The sequence below is a fragment of the Fibrivirga algicola genome (assembly GCF_011742925.1).
Classification (GTDB): domain Bacteria; phylum Bacteroidota; class Bacteroidia; order Cytophagales; family Spirosomataceae; genus Fibrella; species Fibrella algicola.
The window spans coordinates 457,640-477,607 of the sequence record NZ_WAEL01000003.1; the positions used below are offsets into that span (position 1 = coordinate 457,640).

17 protein-coding genes are annotated in these 19,968 nt (G+C 53.7%); 10 read left to right on the forward strand and 7 right to left on the reverse strand.

Annotated features, from left to right (window positions below):
• Window positions 1-2 precede the first annotated feature (2 nt).
• The 4 genes from F7231_RS10345 to F7231_RS10360 all read right to left on the reverse strand — a co-directional run bounded on the left by F7231_RS10345 (window position 3) and on the right by F7231_RS10360 (window position 5,213).
• A complete protein-coding gene (locus F7231_RS10345; RefSeq protein ID WP_085410985.1) occupies window positions 3-452 on the reverse strand; it encodes a MarR family winged helix-turn-helix transcriptional regulator in 450 nt (149 codons plus the stop codon).
• A gap of 172 nt (window positions 453-624) precedes the next feature.
• Complete coding sequence (locus tag F7231_RS10350; RefSeq protein WP_166691824.1) at window positions 625-2,181, reverse strand: DUF4394 domain-containing protein; 1,557 nt, start codon at window positions 2,179-2,181, stop codon at window positions 625-627.
• Between the two features lie 149 nt (window positions 2,182-2,330).
• Entirely contained in the window at window positions 2,331-3,884 is a 1,554-nt protein-coding gene (locus tag F7231_RS10355) for a capsule assembly Wzi family protein (protein ID WP_166691825.1), read from the reverse strand.
• 117 nt (window positions 3,885-4,001) lie between these two features.
• Window positions 4,002-5,213, reverse strand: coding sequence for a DUF6563 family protein (locus tag F7231_RS10360; RefSeq protein WP_166691826.1), 1,212 nt, complete (start codon window positions 5,211-5,213; stop codon window positions 4,002-4,004).
• 234 nt (window positions 5,214-5,447) lie between these two features.
• Between F7231_RS10360 and F7231_RS10365 the strand changes: the two genes are divergently transcribed.
• The 8 genes from F7231_RS10365 (at window position 5,448) to F7231_RS10400 (ending at window position 13,686) form a co-directional block, all read left to right on the forward strand.
• On the forward strand, window positions 5,448-7,040 hold the full coding sequence (locus F7231_RS10365) for an McrB family protein (RefSeq protein ID WP_166691827.1): 1,593 nt from the start codon (window positions 5,448-5,450) through the stop codon (window positions 7,038-7,040).
• Window positions 7,041-7,221: 181 nt separating this feature from the next.
• Complete coding sequence (locus tag F7231_RS10370) at window positions 7,222-8,253, forward strand: galactitol-1-phosphate 5-dehydrogenase (RefSeq protein ID WP_085410990.1); 1,032 nt, start codon at window positions 7,222-7,224, stop codon at window positions 8,251-8,253.
• Window positions 8,254-8,328: 75 nt separating this feature from the next.
• Window positions 8,329-9,162, forward strand: a complete 834-nt coding sequence (gene nadC, locus F7231_RS10375) for a carboxylating nicotinate-nucleotide diphosphorylase (protein ID WP_085410991.1) — start codon at window positions 8,329-8,331, stop codon at window positions 9,160-9,162.
• Between the two features lie 101 nt (window positions 9,163-9,263).
• On the forward strand, window positions 9,264-10,265 hold the full coding sequence (gene nadA, locus F7231_RS10380) for a quinolinate synthase NadA (RefSeq protein ID WP_208295572.1): 1,002 nt from the start codon (window positions 9,264-9,266) through the stop codon (window positions 10,263-10,265).
• A 26-nt stretch (window positions 10,266-10,291) separates the two neighbouring features.
• Window positions 10,292-10,504 (forward strand): hypothetical protein, encoded by a 213-nt coding sequence (locus tag F7231_RS27230; protein ID WP_208295573.1) that lies wholly within the window; start codon window positions 10,292-10,294, stop codon window positions 10,502-10,504.
• Window position 10,505: 1 nt separating this feature from the next.
• Window positions 10,506-10,892, forward strand: coding sequence for a type II toxin-antitoxin system VapC family toxin (locus F7231_RS10390; RefSeq protein WP_166691829.1), 387 nt, complete (start codon window positions 10,506-10,508; stop codon window positions 10,890-10,892).
• A gap of 10 nt (window positions 10,893-10,902) precedes the next feature.
• A complete protein-coding gene (gene nadB, locus F7231_RS10395; protein WP_166691830.1) occupies window positions 10,903-12,486 on the forward strand; it encodes an L-aspartate oxidase in 1,584 nt (527 codons plus the stop codon).
• 63 nt (window positions 12,487-12,549) lie between these two features.
• Window positions 12,550-13,686, forward strand: coding sequence for a 5-(carboxyamino)imidazole ribonucleotide synthase (locus F7231_RS10400; RefSeq protein ID WP_166691831.1), 1,137 nt, complete (start codon window positions 12,550-12,552; stop codon window positions 13,684-13,686).
• A gap of 83 nt (window positions 13,687-13,769) precedes the next feature.
• Here F7231_RS10400 and F7231_RS10405 read toward each other — a convergent pair whose 3' ends face one another.
• Together F7231_RS10405 and F7231_RS10410 are read right to left on the reverse strand one after the other, a co-directional pair.
• Entirely contained in the window at window positions 13,770-15,752 is a 1,983-nt protein-coding gene (locus F7231_RS10405; protein ID WP_166691832.1) for a response regulator, read from the reverse strand.
• Between the two features lie 424 nt (window positions 15,753-16,176).
• Complete coding sequence (locus F7231_RS10410) at window positions 16,177-16,839, reverse strand: phosphatidylserine decarboxylase family protein (protein ID WP_085410998.1); 663 nt, start codon at window positions 16,837-16,839, stop codon at window positions 16,177-16,179.
• Between the two features lie 152 nt (window positions 16,840-16,991).
• Here F7231_RS10410 and F7231_RS10415 point away from each other — a divergent pair, with 152 nt between their 5' ends.
• Window positions 16,992-17,384 (forward strand): HIT family protein, encoded by a 393-nt coding sequence (locus tag F7231_RS10415; RefSeq protein WP_085410999.1) that lies wholly within the window; start codon window positions 16,992-16,994, stop codon window positions 17,382-17,384.
• Window positions 17,385-17,405: 21 nt separating this feature from the next.
• Window positions 17,406-18,281 (forward strand): helix-turn-helix domain-containing protein, encoded by an 876-nt coding sequence (locus F7231_RS10420; protein ID WP_166691833.1) that lies wholly within the window; start codon window positions 17,406-17,408, stop codon window positions 18,279-18,281.
• Window positions 18,282-18,384: 103 nt separating this feature from the next.
• On the opposite strand, the gene F7231_RS10425 is transcribed toward F7231_RS10420, so the two are convergent.
• Complete coding sequence (locus tag F7231_RS10425; protein ID WP_166691834.1) at window positions 18,385-19,785, reverse strand: DUF3500 domain-containing protein; 1,401 nt, start codon at window positions 19,783-19,785, stop codon at window positions 18,385-18,387.
• Window positions 19,786-19,968 lie beyond the last annotated feature (183 nt).

Below are 19,968 nucleotides of genomic sequence, written 5' to 3' on the forward strand. Positions count from 1 at the left end.
TCTTATTCGTTATTAGTGGTTGACTGTATGGATGAAATCTGGTGTAATAGGCTGACCAATTGCTGATATAGGCTGCTGGTCTGCTGGTTGTCTGTTTGCAAGCCAGCCAGCAACTGCGCTGGGATATCGGCGGCTTTCTCCCGAAGATTTCGGCCTGCATCGGTCAAGCGGATGGTCACCTGGCGTTCGTCGGCGGGATTACGCTGCCGGGTAATGAGTTTCTTCTGCTCCAACCGTTTCAACAGGGGTGTCAACGTACCTGAGTCAAGCAGCAGCCTGTCGCCGATTTCCCCTACCGTTTTGTCATCGGCCTCCCACAGCACCAGTAGCACCAGGTATTGCGGATAAGTCAGTTCCAGCTTTTCAAGCAACGGCCGATACAACGCCGTTACCTGCCTCGACAGCGCGTAAAGCGGAAAACAGAGTTGATTTTGCAGCAGCAGTTGTTTCATTGTTTACAATCTTATTGTGCACAATATAACAAACCAGAAGAGCCGTATAAAGTTTCACCGTGGTTAATCGTATTATGATTAGGCTGATATATCCCCTAATCCGACACAAAAAAGGCCAGCGCTCCCCCCTTGCAGGGTTGGCGCTGGCCTGTCAGGTACGTTAGGTACGTGCCTAGAAACCTAAGCCCAGGGTAAAGCCACGTGGGTTAGGGTTACCAGGTATTGGCATCATGGCTGTTGCAGCCCCTGTGGTCAGGTTGATGGTGTATACCCGCGTTACGCCGGTAGTCCGCAATAGGGCATAAGCCATACCGCTTGTGCCACCAATATCAAAGCCATTGGCGCTTTCAACATCGACACCCAACGAGCCTACACTAACCAGTACACCGTTGTTTGGTGGGTCTTGCTTGAAGAGCATAGCACCGCCAGCCCGCACATCAATATCATACAACACCGTTGTGGTGGCCCCTGCGAAGTTGTTCGTATAGGCACCAGCCGATACATTAGGCGTTCCGGTCATTGGCGCAAACGTCAGTGAGCCATCAGCTAAAGTCAGCGTACCGTCATTTGGGTTCAAGCGCAGGTTTTGACCCGTGTTGCTGATAACCCGGATCCGGTCGACGGTTGGGTTAAAATCGAACCCGAACTCTGTACCTGACAGCGTAAATGCACCGGCAGTTCCAACCTGCGTAGCTGTCCAGGCGGTCGTGGCGTTCACACCAACCACATACAGACGGCTGCTGCTGCCCAGCATAAACAGCTGACCGTTGACTGGCCGCGAGTCGATACCAAGGATTGTTTCACCTGATTGCAGACCGGTAATTGTTTTAGTTACGACCGAAGATGGACTGTTCGGGTTGAATATGAGCAGGTTATTCGTTCCACCGTCGATAGCGTAGGCCACCGGTGTGGTTGGAATAGCCAGGCCAATGATAGTGCCGGGCAGATTACCCAGCTTTTGCAGGCGACCCGTTGCCAGGTTGATCTGCTGCAACTCCGATGCACCATTGAAGGTCACCGCCGCCAGTCCCTGCGAGTTGTCAGTCGAGGAAATATCGAAGCCTACAGCATCGGTGATGTTCAAACCAAGCGGCCCTACATCAGCCAGCATACCGTTGTTGGGTGGGTTCTGAATGTACAGGCGATCAGTGGCCGGGTCGATATCATATAAAGTTGTCGAGGTAGCACCGGCCTGGCTGTTGGTATAAGCAACACCACCGATAGCCGCACCGGTTACCCCGTTGATGCCCCCGTCAGTAACGGCTACAGCACCCGTTTCAGGGTTGAGACGCAGGTTCTGCCCGGTGTTAGTAACAAGCCGAATACGATCGACGGTTGGGTTGAAATCAATAGACACGATTGATCCCGAAATAGCCGGGCTGAATGCCGTTGTGGCAATTGGGCGGGCTACGGCTGTGGCCGGATTGATCACAAACAGACGACTCTGGTTGCTCACACCGTATAACTGACCGGTAGCAGGCCGAAAATCGATCGATAGTATACGCTCTCCATTTCCCGCATCAACCCCCGTGATGGTAGTAGTTGCCATCGGTGAATTTGAACTTCTGATGTTCAACTGGAGCAACTGATTCGCGTTGTTGAGTGCGTAAACGACCTGGTCGGGTAGCGTGGCCGGATTTGGTTCTGTGCGGTGATCACAGCTAGTCGCCGCGAAAAGCAGGCATAACCCTGCTACCAATGATTTGATATGTAGTCGGTTAACTCGCATAGTAGTTGAGTGTTTAGTCTGAATAGAATTATAGCCGGGAGAAGTCCCAACGGAGATTCATACGACATACTCAGCCTCCTGGATTTAATCCGTTAAAAGAAAATTAAAAATAGTAGCCTACGGCCAGGTAAGCGGTCTATTAGGGTATGTTACCAACGCTTTTGCAGACTTAGAAAACCGCCAAATGAAGCAGGATACAATTCACCGCGGTCAATAGCCAGCGAGGTGGTGAGCCATACGTTCGGTAACCGGGGTAGCCGCCCCTGGCCAGCCAACATTGCCGATACCTGCTGGTACGGTGCCGTAAAGGCCTGGTCGTATCCACCAAAATTACGGCTCCACGACACCCGGGTTGTCAGCCGAATCGCTTGCCTGAGCAGTGCCTCAGCCCCAATATGCCACATCACCAACCGATTGTTCGGGAAATAGCCACCGCCTTCATTGGCATTCACCTCTGGCGAAAATGTGGTACGGGGGGCAATAAACGGGGTGCCAATGGTGCGGGCCTGATAGCTCCAGCCCTGCACATACTGCCCATGATTGAAGTAGTTATCGCGCCCTTGAAACGATTGATTAAAATCGAAGGTAGTACCCGACTGATCGGTTGTGGTTAAGAGTTCGAGCACCAGGCGGGTAACCTGCAACGTACCTGACCGGTCACGGCGCAGGTTGCGCCAGCTCAAACCTGTCAAGCCGTCGGGTACGTTCTGAAACGCAATGCCCGATGCATCTTCGTAGATATGCTGGTGGTATAGTTGTAGCCCGTGACGATCATTTTTCCAGTCGAACGCAAAATCAATACTCCCTACATGATTGCCCAGGCGATTGGTGCCGTCGAAGTTGGTGAAGCGATCATTGGCGATGGCCTCCGGGTAGATTCCCAGCACGACCGACACATAATCACGCAGAGTGGATGGAAGCTGGCCCGTAGTTGAAAAGATAGTGCCCCGTAGGTAGTCGGCCGAGCCTCCCCACTGCGCCTGATGGTTCAGGCCGGTGGTAAAAGTGAGCTTAGCTGTTGGTTTGCCAAACCGTAGGTACGCATATTTCTGGTGGAGCATGGCACCCTGGATGTTTGGTTGAGTGAACCAGCCATGCGCGTACCCGGCCCGAAAAGCAACGGCATTCTTCAACCACTTGATGGGCACAAAATTGGGCGTGTGCACCTGTACTTTCGGAAATGGTAACGCATTACCCGACCAGGCCACAAACCCCGACGTGAGCGTGGTATCGCCCAGCCCATACACCTCGCGCCGCCGACCCGCAAATACCTCGAACTGCCCGAACCGCACTTTAGCGAATACCTCCGGCCAGAGCACCTGCCGGGCATCGTTCAGGTTTCCATTGGATAGATTGGTCGGCCCCGTATTCCCAACAACCGATAGCCCAAACCCCCAGTCGAATTGGGACCCTTTCCTAGTTGCGGTCGCCGTCGAATCGGACTGATACTCCCGAAAAGCGCTGGCCCGCAGCGTACCCGCCGAACCGCCCAATGGCACAATGCCGTACTGGTTTGTCCGCAGCCAGAACGGCGTTTGCGACACATCGCTGACCAGGCCACCAACCTCAACTACACCCTGAATGTGAGTTGCCTTAAAGCCGGGCTGGGGCTGTCGGGTCGGAAACGCCCTTGTCGTAGCCTGGCTATATACGGACCCGGCAAGGTGTACCAGAACGAAAAGAGTGGGTAGATGAAAACGCATTGAGTAGGGTTGAATGGCGCTTCAATACTACGCAAAATACAGGTGACTGGTTTTGAGCAACTCCCGCCAGACACGCCAACATAGTTTACGGTCGGCCATTCTCTCGCGCCCGACTGCCTAGCGAGCCATTGCTCCCTGGTTGTAACGGACCATATACTCGTAGATCACATCTGATTTTCGGGGCTTACCTGCCGCTTCATACTCAGCCAGTAAGGCTGGCTGATCGGCCAGAATACGCTTTAGTACGCCGGAGGTAACATATACCAGCTTCCCGGTTTGCACATCAACAGCAATACAATCTCTCCGACTCGTCGATGCGGCACCGACTAGTCCACCAACAAACCCACCAATAAAGCCACCTGCTATTCCTCCCGCCGATGCAGCTGCGGCCCGGTTCGTCAGTTCATTGAGTGTTACGAAGTCGTCGCGCCATAGCAGGTATCGGCCAACCTCCAGCACCCGCGCATACCGTGCCCGCTGGCCGCCATACAGGTTGCTGTTGATGTACACATCCTGACCGTCGCTGAAACCGAAGAATCTGTATTGTGCCCGGCGCTTGTTGGGTCGCAACAGTGTCGCAAAATCGTCTCGCCGTTCAACAGCCAGGTCGCCCAGCAAAGCAGGACGATTCATGATGAGGTCCGTTTCAGTCAGGTAAATACCGGGTCTGCGTTTCTGGCAAGTGAGCAGGTTATCTTCACTGGTTCGGTCGCCATACCGGCTCGAATCCATCTTCATGTCGACGGCCGCTTTCTTCATCTTCACTTCGTAATCGCTCAGGTAGGGAGGTTCCTTGGTTGGGTTGTTCAGGTATGTATTCATGCCCTTAATAGCCCTGAGCAGTTCATCCAATATGCGTGAACCCCGGCCCATACCCGACACTTCCACATCCAGAATAGCGGTATAAAAAGGAACGTACCCAAGCAAGCTGTCAGCGCGCAGAAAAGTCAGGTTCGCGTCGAAGTTGTTACCCTGAATGGGGTCTTCTACATACGAGAAGCCATCGACACGCAACCGAACCGGGCGATGCTGGTCTTTGAGTTGGGGGAAGTGCGAAAAAATAGACGCACTCATATTGCTGCTCAGACCATCCTTGACATACGCCTTTGCCACCTCTGCAAGACCCGCCCGGTACACCTTCCCAATACAGGCCGTATCAGGAAAGGTAGCGTATACCGAGTCGATGAAGAATAGTCGGTCGGGGGATATATCCGGCATTTTGGCCAGTGGCAAATTCAGTTTGAAGCCCGTTTGAGCTACTGCCGATGTAGCGCAGGTAACGCTCAGGAAAAGGGTAGCTAACGTCAACGTGTACAGTAGCCTACGCATAGGTGGATAGATAAATTAACGGATGAATGGTATACATGCGCTAACTACTGAAATTACCGGCACATTTTGATCAGACTCGATGCGTTTACCCGCTTAATTACGCAGAATTTATTGGGCGTTATGTAGTTTAGCATAACCCAGCTACCAGATCGGTAATTGGTAAATCAACCCGACCTGCGCCCGCCTGGCCCCCTACCGCGCAGTATTCACGGAAACTGCGTATCTTAGTGAAGCATGATTGCTGAACAACCGTCTCAAATCCTGATTGATCGTATCCGTGAAATCGGCCAGCCTGAAGCCGTACGGCGCTTTTTTGGGTTGCTGAAAGAACTGATCGACATTGTCAACTTGCCCAACGGCGATCCCCGTTTGTCATTCTCGGTTCGCAAAGACCGCAAAGCTATTTCGGCCGACGTCAACTTCTTTCTGGCCCTGCGGCTGCATAAACCGCGCACCGGCGAGGCCGAATACTGGCTGACGATCAAACGTGATGCGCAGGAAACACTGCGGTCGATGACCGAGGTCGATTTTGCGCCGATCACCGAAAAAGCCGGTTACGTATCGGTCATTGTCGGGCATAGCAACGCGCATTTGCTCTATAACCAGACACTGCGCCGTTGCTGGGAAGACTGCCTGCTCGAACTCGTGGAAACGGCCAAACGCGGCCCCCACGTAGCCCGGCACAACGCCGACATTTACGCTGCCGCCGAAAACGAAGGCTTCCTGACCGATCTACTTCGGGTAGCCGAAAACCCCGATCTGGCCTACGGACGTACCCACGACGACACTGCCGACTCGGTCGCCGAAGACAAGGTCGCCTACGTACCCGCGCGGCCCGACTTCCCCACGAATTTGATTCTGTACGGCCCACCCGGTACGGGCAAAACTTACCGTGCCCGCCGGCTCATGCACGCCTTCGATCACGAGGTGGTAACGTTTCACCCGTCGTATGGCTATGAAGAATTTGTGGAGGGTATCCGGCCCGAGGTGCTGGGCAATCAGGTGAGTTATAAGATCAGGAAGGGTGTTTTTTACCGCGCCTGTCTGGCGGCAATTCAGAAAGCCGGATATGCTACCATGGCCGACTGCCTGAACGACCAGCCCGACCGTCGGCAGCGGAAGATGGCCAGTGCCCCGGCTCATGTGTTGCTGATCGACGAGATTAACCGGGCAAACGTGGCGAAGGTATTGGGTGATCTGATCTCGCTGCTCGAACCCAGCAAACGCCTCGGCGCACCCGACGAACTCTGGCTGACCCTCCCCTACTCGCAGGATCGGTTCGGTGTTCCGGCCAACCTCTACGTGCTGGGCACGATGAACACCGCCGATCGCAGCATCGCCTTGCTCGATATAGCACTTCGCCGCCGGTTTGCCTTTCAGGAAATGGGCCCGCAATACGATCTGCTGGGGCATATCGACGGGATTGAGCTAGGTACGTTGCTGAAGGTGATGAACGAACGCATCGAATACCTCTTCGACCGCGACCACCTCATCGGCCACGCCTACCTGATGGACATCACTACTCATGCCGACCTGTGCGTAACCTTCCGCGACAAAATTATTCCGTTGTTACAGGAATACTTCTACGACGACTGGCGGAAGATACAGCTCGTGCTGGGCGACAACCGCGCCTGGAGTAAAACGCCCGATCAGCGCCTTGTCTGGACAAAAAAGCAGTATTCGGCCCCGATGGAGCGCGACCTCTTCGGCGAATCGCCCGACGAGCAACCCGACGTAACGACCTACGAACTGAATCCACACCTGCTGTCAGGTACGTTCGATCAAATTCCCGCCGAGGCCTTCACGCGCATTTATCAGCGAGGGTAAAAGCCAAACCGATCCGGTTTATAGTTATGTGATTACTGGCGTACCCCTAAATCCGATACGTTGGACCGCTCTGAAGAGGACTTTGCGCTGCTTGTTCAGACCACTGTTCTTGAGCGAAGCGAAGTCCCCTTTTTAGGGGGTACGCACACGTTCACTCTTTATCTCTTTTACTCTTTGTCTTATGAAAGCGCTCGTCTTAACGGAATACAATCACTTCGAGCTACAGGACGTAGCTACTCCCAAACCCGGCCCCACTGACGTACTGATTCGGGTACAGGCGGTGGGCATTTGCGGCTCTGATGTGCACGGCATGGATGGCAGCACCGGCCGCCGTGTTCCCCCCATTGTGATGGGCCACGAAGCCTCCGGCATTATTGCCGAGATTGGTGACGACGTACGCGACTGGGCCGTGGGCGACCGCGTGACGTTCGATTCGACCGTGTATAAACTGGACGACTGGTACAGTCGCCGGGGGATGTATAACCTCTCCGATGGACGCGAAGTTGTGGGGGTGTCGACCCCGCAGTTTCGCCGCAACGGGGCGTTTGCCGAGTTCGTCACCGTACCGCAGCACATTCTCTACGCCATTCCCGAGGGAGTCAGCTTTACGCAGGCGGCGCTGGTTGAGCCAGTGGCCGTGGCCCTGCACGCGTTGAGCCTTACGCCCATTCAGGTCAATGATTCAGCCGTGGTGGTGGGCGCGGGCATGATTGGCCTGTTCGTGATTCAGGCCCTGAAACTGGCCGGTTGCAGTCAGATCATCGCCATCGACCTCGACGATGATCGACTGGCTCTGGCGCAGAAACTTGGTGCTACCGATGCCTTCCGCGCCGACGCTGATAACGTACCTGGACAAGTACAGGCCTTAACCCATGGGCGCGGTGCCGATGTAGCCTTTGAAGTGGTGGGTATTGCGCCAACTGTACAAACTGCCATCAGCTGCGTCCGGAAGGGAGCCACCATTACGCTGGTTGGCAACCTGAGTCCCAAGATCGAGATTCCGTTGCAGGCCATTGTCACGCAGCAACTCCGGCTGCAAGGATCGTGCGCCATCAATGGCGAATACGAAGCCGCCCTGAGCTTGATTTCGAGTGGCAAAATAGACGTCGAAGCCATTTTAAGCGCCGAAGCTCCCTTAACCGAAGGGGCCGACTGGTTCAACCGCCTCCAGGCAAAGGAGAAAGGATTAATTAAAGTCGTACTGAAACCGTAATTTGGCGGAAAAATCAGTTTGAGGTTTGTCGTTTGTGGCGGTCCGCTACAACCATCAAACCTCAAACTTCCTTCCATGAATCTATCCGAATTTATACGCCTGGCGCTGGCCGAAGATGTTGGCGACGGCGACCATACCTCATTGAGTACCATTCCGGCCGATGCGCAGAAACGCGCCCGATTGCTGGTGAAAGAAGCAGGCATTTTGGCGGGTGTCGAGGTGGCACTCGCGATTTTCCACGAAGTAGACCCCGCGTTTCAGGTCGACGTACTGATGCGGGATGGTGACCCCATCAAGCCCGGCGACATTGTGCTGACCGTAGCCGGTAACGCCCGCAACATCCTGACGGCTGAACGACTGGTGCTGAACTGCATGCAGCGAATGAGCGGTATTGCTACACAAACGCGGCAGATGGTGCAGGTACTGGAGGGCACGCGCTGCAAACTGCTCGATACCCGAAAGACGACGCCAAACTTCCGTATTTGTGAGAAAATGGCTGTAAAAATCGGCGGCGGCGTGAATCACCGCTTCGGGCTGTACGACATGATCCTGATCAAGGATAACCACGTCGATTATGCTGGCAGCCTCACTAAAGCCGTGCAGCAGGCTGTACAGTACCTGGCCGACACAGACCGAAATCTGCCCATCGAAGTGGAAGTTCGCAACCGCGCCGAGGTAGAGGAAGCCCTGGCAGTCGGTCACCTGACCCGGATGCTGCTCGACAACTTCGCCCCCGCTGATCTCCGGGATATGGTGCGCCTCATCAATGGGCGCGTCATCACCGAGGCATCGGGCGGCATCAACATGGACAATCTCCGTGCCTACGCCGAAACCGGCGTCGATTACATTTCGTCGGGCGCGCTAACGCACCACGTCAAGAGCCTGGATTTAAGTTTAAAAGCGTATTAAGTAAGCGTTCGGAACAGGCTTTTTCAACATAGTCCAGCGTCCAGACAGGGGTAAAGCCAAACGTGTCAAACCTCTTTACTTAAAAAAATTGTTCTACCGTCATGACAATGCCACTCACTATTGAAGAAGAGGTTCGCCAGATTGGGTACGTAAGCCGGTCGGCACCGAAAGATAAGCAGGAACTGATCGACGGAATCCGGCGGATGAAGGAAGAGAAAAACGCCGTCATCCTGGCCCACTACTACGTCGATGAAGATATTCAGGACCTGGCCGATTTCGTAGGCGACAGCCTGGGCCTAAGTCAACAGGCGGCCGCTACCGAGGCCGACATGATCGTGTTTTGCGGCGTGCATTTCATGGGCGAAACCGCCAAGATTCTGTCGCCACACAAGAAGGTGGTTATCCCCGACATGAACGCGGGCTGTTCGCTGGCCGACTCGGCTCCGGCCGACAAGTTCGCCGAATTCAAGGCGCAGTACCCCGACCATATCGTGCTGTCGTACATCAACTGTTCGGCCGAGATCAAAGCGCTATCTGACATCATCGTCACCTCGTCGAACGCGCTGAAGATTGTGCAGAGCCTGCCCGCCGACCAGAAGATCATCTTCGCGCCCGATGCCAACCTGGGCCGTTTTGTCTCGAAAAAGACGGGCCGCGACATGGTGCTGTGGGACGGTGCCTGCATCGTGCACATCGACATTTCGCTGGAAAAACTGAACGACCTGCGGGCCAAGTACCCCAACGCCAAGTTCATCGCCCACCCGGAGTGTCAGGAACACATTCTGATCCACGCCGACTTTGTGGGTTCTACCACCGCTCTGCTGAATTACGTGGTTGAACAGCCTGAAACGGAATTCATTGTGGGTACCGAAGCCGGTATTCTGCACAAGATGCGGCTGGCGGTTCCGAATAAGAAGATTATTCCGGCCCCGGCCAATGAGAACAATACCTGCGCCTGCTCAGAGTGCCCGTACATGAAGATGAACACGCTCGAAAAGCTGTACAACACGCTGTATTATGAACTCCCCGAAATTCACGTACCTGAAGACGTCCGCGTAAAAGCCGAAGCGTCGGTGCTGCGTATGCTGGAGATGTCCAAGTAAGGCTTAGGCTTAAATCACATAATGCTATGGACCTGACTCTTCAAATTGGGTTCTCCCAGTTCGTAGAGGCAATTCGAAAGTTGCTTCCCGAACAGCGAAAAAGCATTCGGTCTGTCCTTGAAGAAGATAATGTTCCTGTTAAAAATGAGCCACGTCAATTTGGGTCGCTTAAAGGATTGGTGACGTACATAGCTGACGATTTCGACGTTCCCCTTGGTAATTTCAAGGAGTACATGTAGCATGACCTACCTGATAGACACGCACCCCTTATTGTGGTTACTGGATAACGACTCAGCAATTCCAGCGCCAACGTTGGCACGATTGAACGATCTGAATACCCAGTTGTTTGTTAGCATTGCTAACATCTGGAAAGTTTCTATCAAACGAAGTCTTGGTCAGTTAACCATCAACAGACTAACCCAGATTATCGTGGATGAACTAGCCTTATTGAGAATCGATGTCTCACCGATTCTCCCAAGTCACGCAAGCCAGGTTGAAGCGCTGTCTTTTCATCATAAAGACCCGTTCGACCGAATTATTATTACCCAAGCGTCAGTAGAAGGTTGTGTAATCGTTAGTGAAGACACCAACTTTCCCTTGTATACGGTTCCACTTTTATGGGATTGACCCCTGCCCTATGCCCCATCAATTCGACTACCTTATTATCGGCTCCGGCATTGCGGGGCTTAGCTACGCTACCAAACTCGCCCGTTATTATGACGAGCGAAAGCAGCCCATCCGCATCGGTGTGATCACGAAAGTGCAGGCCGACGAAACAAACACCAAATACGCCCAAGGTGGCATTGCCGGCGTGTGGTCGAAAGACGATACGTTTGAGAAGCACATCGAGGACACGATGGTGGCCGGCGACTTTCTGAGCGACCCGAAGATCGTGGAGATTGTGGTGCGCGAAGCCCCCGAACGCATTCAGGAACTGATCGACTACGGCACCCGCTTCGACAAGGAAGACGACGGTGACTATGACCTGGCCAAAGAAGGCGGTCACTCCGACTTCCGGATTCTGCACTTCAAAGACGTGACCGGCGCGGAGATCGAACGCGCTTTGCTCGACGCGGTGAAGCAGTACCCAAGCATCGAGATCTTCACGCACTACTTCGCCGTTGACCTCATCACCCGCCATCACCTCGGCGAGACCGTACACCGTTACGACAGCAACAACGAGTGTTTCGGCGCGTATGTGCTCGACACCAATACCGGGCATGTCGATCGGTTTCTGGCGCGTACCACGATGGTGGCGACGGGGGGTATCGGACAGGTGTATGCCAACACGACCAACCCGGTCATTGCCACCGGCGATGGCATTGCGATGACGTACCGGTCAAAGGGAATTTGCAAGGATATGGAGTTTATCCAGTTCCACCCCACGGCACTGTATGAACCCGGCAAAAAACCCAACTTCCTGATTTCGGAGGCAGTGCGTGGTTTTGGTGGTATTCTGAAAAACGTAAAGGGCGAAACCTTTATGGAAAACTACGATCCTCGCCTGTCGCTCGCGCCGCGCGATATTGTGGCCCGCGCTATTGACTCAGAAATGAAAAAATCCGGCTCACAGCACGTATACATCGACGTGACCCACTGCGATTACGAGAAGTTTATCGAGCATTTCCCGAACATTACGGCCTACTGCAAAGACAAGCTCGGCATCGATATCCGGAAAGATTTTATCCCAGTAGTGCCTGCCCAGCATTACATGTGCGGAGGCGTGCGGGTCGACGAGTTCGGGCGCACCAACATTCATCACCTTTATGCCGTGGGCGAATGTGCCTGCACAGGGCTACACGGGGCCAACCGGCTGGCCTCTAACTCGCTGCTCGAAGCCATTGTGTTTGGCCACCGGGCATACCTGAAATCGATCGAGGAATTCGAAGAGACTGCCTTCCACGAGGCCATTCCGGCCTGGGACGATAGCGGCACCACACATCCGGAAGAGTTGGTACTGGTAACAGAAATCAAACGGGAGTTGGAAGCCATTATGTCGAACTACGTGGGCATTGTGCGCTCGAACCGTCGTCTGAAACGGGCGATGGATCGGCTGGAGCTGCTCTATATCGAACACGAAGAGTTGTACCGGCAGTCGAAAGTATCGGTGCCGATTACCGAACTTCGCAACATGATCGAGGTAGCCTACCTGGTTATTAAAGCCGCTATGGCTCGCCGCGACAACCGGGGGCTTCATTACAACATTGACAATCTCAAGTAGTGTCACATGTCAAGTTGCAGCGGCGGGCCGTCTGCAACTTGACATGTGACACGCTCTTAATCTATGACGAAAATTGGTATCCTTGGCGGGGGACAGCTGGGCCTGATGCTTATTCAGGCGGGCATTGACTGGAACCTCGTTATCCACTGTCTCGACCCTGACCCGCAGGCTTCCTGCAAAGACCTTTGTACCCAGTTTACCGTCGGCTCGCTCACGGATTACGACACCGTTTACCAGTTCGGTCAGGCGGTCGATGTGCTGACGATCGAGATCGAGAAAGTAAACGTGGAGGCACTGGAAGCACTGGAACGCGAAGGCAAGCGGGTATATCCGCAACCCTCCGTGATTCGGCAGATTCAGGACAAACGTACCCAGAAGCAGTTTTACCGCGACCACAACCTCCCCACCGCCGACTTCGTCCTGACCGAAAATCGCGACGATGTAGCCCGCCTTGTAGCCGAGCAACCCGATCTGCTTCCCGCATTCCATAAGCTGGGCCGTGATGGATATGACGGTCGTGGCGTGCAGCGCATTGCTACTGCCACCGATACCGACAAAGCCTTCGATGCGCCGGGTGTATTGGAAAAAGCCGTTGACTTCGAGAAAGAACTGGCCGTGATTGTGGCCCGCAACGCCAGCGGCGACGTACGTACCTTCCCAACGGTGGAGATGGCCTTTCACCCCGAACTGAACCTGGTTGAGTACCTGTTTGCCCCCGCCGCTATTTCGGCCGACATAGAAGAGCAGGCACAGGCTATTGCCCGTCGGGTAGCCGATGCCTATGGTATTGTGGGCCTGTTGGCCGTTGAGCTATTTCTGGACAAGCAGGGCAACGTGCTGGTCAATGAAGTGGCCCCGCGTCCGCACAACAGCGGCCACCACACTATCCGGGCCAACCGCACGTCGCAGTTCGAGCAACATTGGCGGGCCATTTTAGACCTGCCCCTGGGTGACACTACGGCCCACGGCCCCGCCGCGATGGTGAACCTGCTGGGCGAACCCGGCCATACCGGCCCGGCACAGTACGAAGGGCTGGGTACGTTGCTGGCTATGCCCGGTGTTTCGCCGTTTTTCTACGGAAAAGCACAGACCCGCCCCGGCCGCAAAATGGGCCACGTGACTGTGCTCGACTCATCGCTGGATGGATTGCGTGAAAAAGCGGAAACCGTGAAAGCCAGTATCCGGGTGATCTCAGCTTAGCTAGCCGGATACCCACCACCCAATCTGGTTCAATACCTCTTCTGTCAGATTGGGTGGTTTTAATGGCGTTGTAGGCAGGCTGCTCAGTTCCCAGCCGACGTGTTGAGCACATGATCGGTTGGTGTCATGCCGAAAAACTCCTTAAACGTCGTACTGAAATGAGACGCGCTCTCGTACCCAACCAGATAGGCTGTTTCTGATACATTATGCCCCTGTTGCAACAACTCGCGACTCCGTTTCAGGCGGTAATGCCGAATCAGGTCTGACACGTTGAAGCCAGTCAATGATGTCAGTTTACGGTGTAGCGTACGGCGACTCATTCCAATAGCTTCGGCCAGTTCGCCAACCCGAAACTGACTATCGTCCAGATTCGCTTCCAGGTGGGTATAAAGGTTTTTGATAAATGCGTCGCTACTTGTTGCGCCCCCGATCGGTTCATCCGGGTGACTGAGTTGCGCATTGAAATGAGCCCGCAGAGCTTGCTGCCTTGCTACCAGGTTATGAATTCTAAGCCGCAGTTCATCAACCTGAAAGGGCTTGCCAATGTAATCATCGGCGCCATACGTAAGCCCCTCGATCAGGCTGGTGTGCGCTGTTTTAGCCGTCAATAATACAACCGCAATATGCTCGGTTGCCGGGTCGGTTTTTAGGCGCTGTGTTAGTTGATACCCATCCATGCCAGGCATCATCACGTCAGAAATCACCAGGTCGGGCAGTTCGGCGAGGGCCCTCTCCCATCCTTCGATACCATCTGTCGCCGTCATTAGTCGGTAGGTGTCGGCCAGTTCACCCGCAATGAACGCGTTTAATTCAGCATTATCTTCCACTATCAGCACCAGCGGTTTATCAGGACTAGCACCTTCAGAATTCAATACCTTGTCTCCTCGATTTACAGCCGCAACCGCTTGTAGGTTCTCCGTAAACGAGCGTGAAGGCCACTCGCTTACCTCCCCCCGGTCAACCCGAGGTAGTGGCAGATCGATCGTAAAAGTTGTTCCATCACCCAACGTGCTGCTTACGGAAACGCTACCACCCAGAAGCTCAGCCAGTTCTTTTACCAGCGCAAGACCTATTCCGGTGCCGGGATACGCGTGTTCGAATGGTAATCCGTTAGTGCTGGGATGATACACCTGATAAAATCGGTCAAAGATGTACGGTAGTTTTTCAGGCACGATGCCAATGCCGGTGTCCGTTACGATCAGACTTAGTCCGGTCGTCGTTGCCGTTGCCCGAACCGTCACCTCACCCACCCGCGTGAATTTAAGCGCGTTGGAAAGCAGGTTATGAACAATCTGTTCCAGTTTATCTAGATCGAAGCTATAGAAATCGGTCAGTTCGTTTTCATAGCGAAGCATCAGGGCTTTTTCTCTGGCAGCCAGTTCGAATGCCTGAACAAGGTTGCCTACGAACGTACCCAGATCGCCAGCCTGCATCGAAAGAGGTAAGTTTCCTGATTCTAGTTTGGCAAGGTCGAGCAATTGGTTGATCAGGCGCAGTAGCTGGCGCGCATTCCGCTCTATCATGCCCAGGCTGTGCTGCAGTTCAGCCGAATCGTTGAATCGCTGCAACAATTGCTGAACGGGTGCCAGAATCAGCGTCAGTGGGGTACGAAACTCATGCGTGATGTTGTCAAAGAAGCGTGTTTTCAGCTCGTCGATCACTTTTAACTGCTGCGATTCGCGTAACTGCCTCACATGGTGCGCCGTTTTTTCGATGGTCAGTTCGAGATCGGCAAAGGAGATGGGTTTGCAGACGAAGTCGAATGCGCCCCGGTTCATGGCGGTACGGATGTTAGCCATGTCGCTATAAGCCGATACCATCACCGCTCTGAGCAGCGGGTTCACAACAGGAAGTTTTTCCAGTAGCGTCAGCCCGTCCATGCCGGGCATATTGATGTCCAGCAGTAACAGGTCAATTGCCGGCTCACTGTTCAGAATAGCCAGCGCCTCTTCGCCGCCAGACGCGAAGTGAAACGCATATTCATTCTGTCTGATCTGTCGCCGAAACCAGTTTACTAACAACGGTTCCAGGTCGGTTTCATCATCAACAACCAAAATTGTTGTCATAGCAGCGGCTTATAAGTATCTGAAAGTTACTTATAAAACCGCTTACTCGCCAATTAATGCGCAAACAGATAGGTACGTATCTTTTGCAGCTTAACTTTCCGTCTGCTACCCGCAACTGATCAAGACCGGTAGTTGTGGATAACAGACGGGAACAATAAAGGGCTGAAATGGCCTATTGAAGGGGTGTGGATGTAGGCGGAAAAGGCTGCTTTTACCTGCGTTACAAACATCCTATCCGGACGGCGGACATCCATTCGTTTTTAGGTCAATCTTCTTCGGAGATCGGCCACTTAAAGAAACCATAGTATCCACCCGTCCTTTTCCGAAGCCCAAGTCCCTAAAAAGTCAGCGCCATGGTTACCACAGGAGTTCAAACTCGCTAGGGTAGCCATGGCGCTGACCGTACTGGTTTAGCAACCTTGCGTTACTTCAATTCGGCCACAACGGTTACGCCGCCTTTTGTCTTCTGGCCCATCGTCACGTTGATTTTAGCATCCAGTGGCAGGTACAGATCCACCCGTGATCCAAATTTAATGAAGCCCATTTCTTCAGTCTGCTTCACCGTATCGCCTTCGTTCACGTACCAGATGATACGCCGGGCCAGGGCACCGGCAATCTGACGCATCAGCACTTCGATACCGTTCTCCTGCTTAATCACCACCGTCGTCCGCTCATTGTCAGTACTCGACTTGGGGTGCCAGGCCACAAGGTACTTACCCGGATAATACCGAAAGTAACTAACAATACCAGACAGTGGATTGCGGTTAACATGCACGTTCAGGGGTGACATGAAGATGGATACCTGCCGACGCTTGTCTTTGAAATATTCAGTCTCTTCGGTTTCTTCGATGACTACCACGGTCCCGTCGGCGGGGGCAATCACCAGCTTTTCGTCCAGCGTATGCGCCCGTTTAGGAATGCGAAAAAATTGCACGATCAGCACAAAGATCACCAGGCTTACGAGGCCCAGCAACCACATGGCCGTGGTATTTTCGCGGAATAAAAAGTAGTAGGCAGACAGGTTTAGGCCCAGCAATACCAGCGCTGTGGTCAGCATAATGGTCGTGCCTTCGCGGTGAAGTCGCATAGTCAGTTTGTTAAAAGGAAAAGGCAAAACTACAGTTGAATACATAATGAACAATTCGCAGGCGCGAGTTGCTTACCGAATCCGTATCATTCGATCAAAAATTCGGGATTTGTTCCCCCATCTTTGCACACAAAAATCAGTACTACTGCTCTATGGCCTCTATCTTCTCACGTATTGTTGCCGGCGAAATTCCCGCCCATAAAATTGCCGAAACAGATCAGTTTCTGGCTTTTCTCGACGTTATGCCTACTACAATGGGCCACACCCTGGTGATTCCCAAGCAGGAAGTAGACTATATTTTCAACCTCGATGATGAGTTATACGCGGGTTTGATGGCCTTCGCCAAAAAAATTGCCCCGGCCATCCAGAAAGCGGTTCCCTGCAAGCGAATCGGCGTGGCGGTGATCGGTCTGGAAGTTCCCCACGCCCACGTGCACCTGATTCCGATGAACTCGCTGGCCGATATGAATTTCAATCATAAGATCAAACCAAGCCAGGAAGAACTCGCCGAAACCGCCGCCAACATCCGCAGCTTTCTGGCGTAATCACGTTATCCTTGTTCACCAATGCGTATCGATCAGTTCGACGGGTTATATGGCGAAAGTGATACCCGCCCCCATGGTGACTATCTGTTCTCGGAACTGCTCGAGACCCGTAGCCACCTGTTCGACTGGGTCATTCAGCCACATACGCATGCCCGCCTGTTTCAGCTTTTCTTTATTGAAACAGGCGGCGTTGAGTTTTCGGAAGCTACGCAGAAACGGCAACTTACCGGCCCGGTCGCGTTGCTTATACCGCCCGCAGCCTTACACGGGTTTGTGTACACGCCCGGTACCAAAGGCCGTATTCTGACCCTCGCTGACTCGCTGGTTGCTCAACTCTTTCCGCAGACCTCAGCGCTTACACCCATGCTCGGATCTGTGCAGTGCATTCAGGCTTTCGGTGAGTTATACCCGGCACCGGCAGTAGCGCAGTTAATGACGCAGATCGACGATGAACTGTTTGGCGACCAGCCCGAAAAGCAAACCATGCTGCACTTGACTTTGCAACAGTTGTTTATTGTCCTGTACCGGCTCTGGCAACAGAACCAGACGCCAGCAACGGGGAGCAACAGCCTCAGCGTTCATTATTTCCGACAATTTCAACAGCGGGTACGTCAAGTAGGCACCCAGCACAGCATTGCCCAACTGGCCGACGATCTGGCCATTACACCGGTTCATTTGAATCGTATTTGCCGGGCTATAGCGGGTAAATCGGCCAGTCAGCTGGTGCAGGAGCACATACTTAACGAAGCCCGTAAATACCTGACCTACACGAGTTATTCGGTCTCCGAGATCGCCTATCTGCTGCATTTCGAGTACCCGACTTATTTTGCCCGGTTCTTCAAAAAGCACATGGGCCTATCGCCCACTGAGTTTCGCGAGCAGCAAGCCAGCGGGTAACGTACCCGGCCTAGTGAGTGGCGTCTATAGACAAAAAAATCATCAGCCATCTTACCAGACAGCTGATGAAAACACTACTGCGTTAAGCGCATAACGGACTGGATTAGTTACCGCCGTAGTCACCGGTACGGTCGCGCCATACCGAGTGTGGGTGCGGTGCGCTGCGAATGACGATCCCGCCCTGCATCGAATATTCAATCCAGACGCTGGGACCATCAATACGGACATAATCATTCTGCTGCGAGCCCGTCAGCGAGCCCGAGTAAGCAATGTAGGTATTGTCTAATTCGGCGGTGTATTTAGCCAGTACGATCGCGGCAGTTTCGGTATCCAGATCGTTGACATATAGCTTTATGGCGTTCAGCACGAGGGCTTTCTTAGCGGCCGTAAGGTCACCCACTTTCAGGCCCTGCCGGGTAGTGGGGAACTGCCCGTCGGCACCGGGGCCAAGTAAAATATCGGTGAACGTGGAGGTGAGTTTGGCCGTGGTTTGTTCAGCTGTGCTCAGGCCAGCCAGCATGTCGGCAAACGCCTGCCGTTCCTGCTCTACAGGTTGGTAGGTGCGGTTGTTTGCCGTTACCGCTGCCATAGGTTCAACGGCTCGGAATGAAGGCGTCACACCCGTTACTTTACCACCGTTGTAGGTGTTGGCAAACGTGTAATGATGTCCACCGTACTGCAACTCCCATAAACCGGTAGTGCTGGGCGTACCCAGAAAGGCCATGTAAAAGTTGGCGGTGCCGTAGCTGCTACCGCCTCCATTGGCGGCCAGGTAATCGTCGGCTACCAGATTGCCTTCCATTTCGTCGTAGCCCTCATTGGTAACACCTTGTGCCAGCACGGCCGCCAGTAGCGCTTTAGCCGCCGCCAGTTGTGTGGCTGTCAGCGCCCCGAAGTTGATACCCACCCGCTTGGCCTGATACAACGCCTGTGGCAAATTTGACCAGCGAACGGCATTGGCTTTGGTATATGTAAGTTGCAGGGTTGCCAGTTGTGTCGCCGCCAGGGTCGCTTTGAACGCCTCGGCCAGACAGACCACCTGCGCCAGACCCGATACCGATGCGCAATTGGTAGTGACGGTTGTACCGGAACCAGCCGCGCTTACGGTTAGGGCAAGGTTACAACTCTGCCCCCCTAAACTGATGGCAAACGTAGCCGTACCAGCCCCCGAAGGTGTTCCGCTGATGGCATAGGTCAGTGCACCAGACCCGCTGGCCAACGTACCTGCCTGGAGGGTCGCGTTTAGCCCCGTTACCCCCGTAGAAGCAATGGCACTACCAGCCGAATAGGCACCGCCGTTCCCCCCGGTATAAGGTACAGAGGCGGTTCCGGTGTAAGCCGTACCCCCTACGGCCGTTGTCGGCAAGGTGGCCGATCCACAGTTCAGGGCGGTAATGGTTGCCGAAGAAGGCGATACGGTAGACGTGTCTGTTTTACAGGCAATGCTAGCCAGAACAATGACAGACAGAACAATAACGTTAGAAATAACTGAGTAAGGACGCATGTAAAACAGGATCGTGATTCTATATACCAATACGAGCCACCAGGTAGCCTTGTTGCTGCCTGTTCAGTCACAAACCAAACACAGGCGTATACTTTTGCAACGTCTTTCTGAACGGGAGGCCAACGAGTAACTTTGCTCAATGGCCGTTGGTCAGTTGCTCCTTAGTAAGTGGGCTAAACCCTT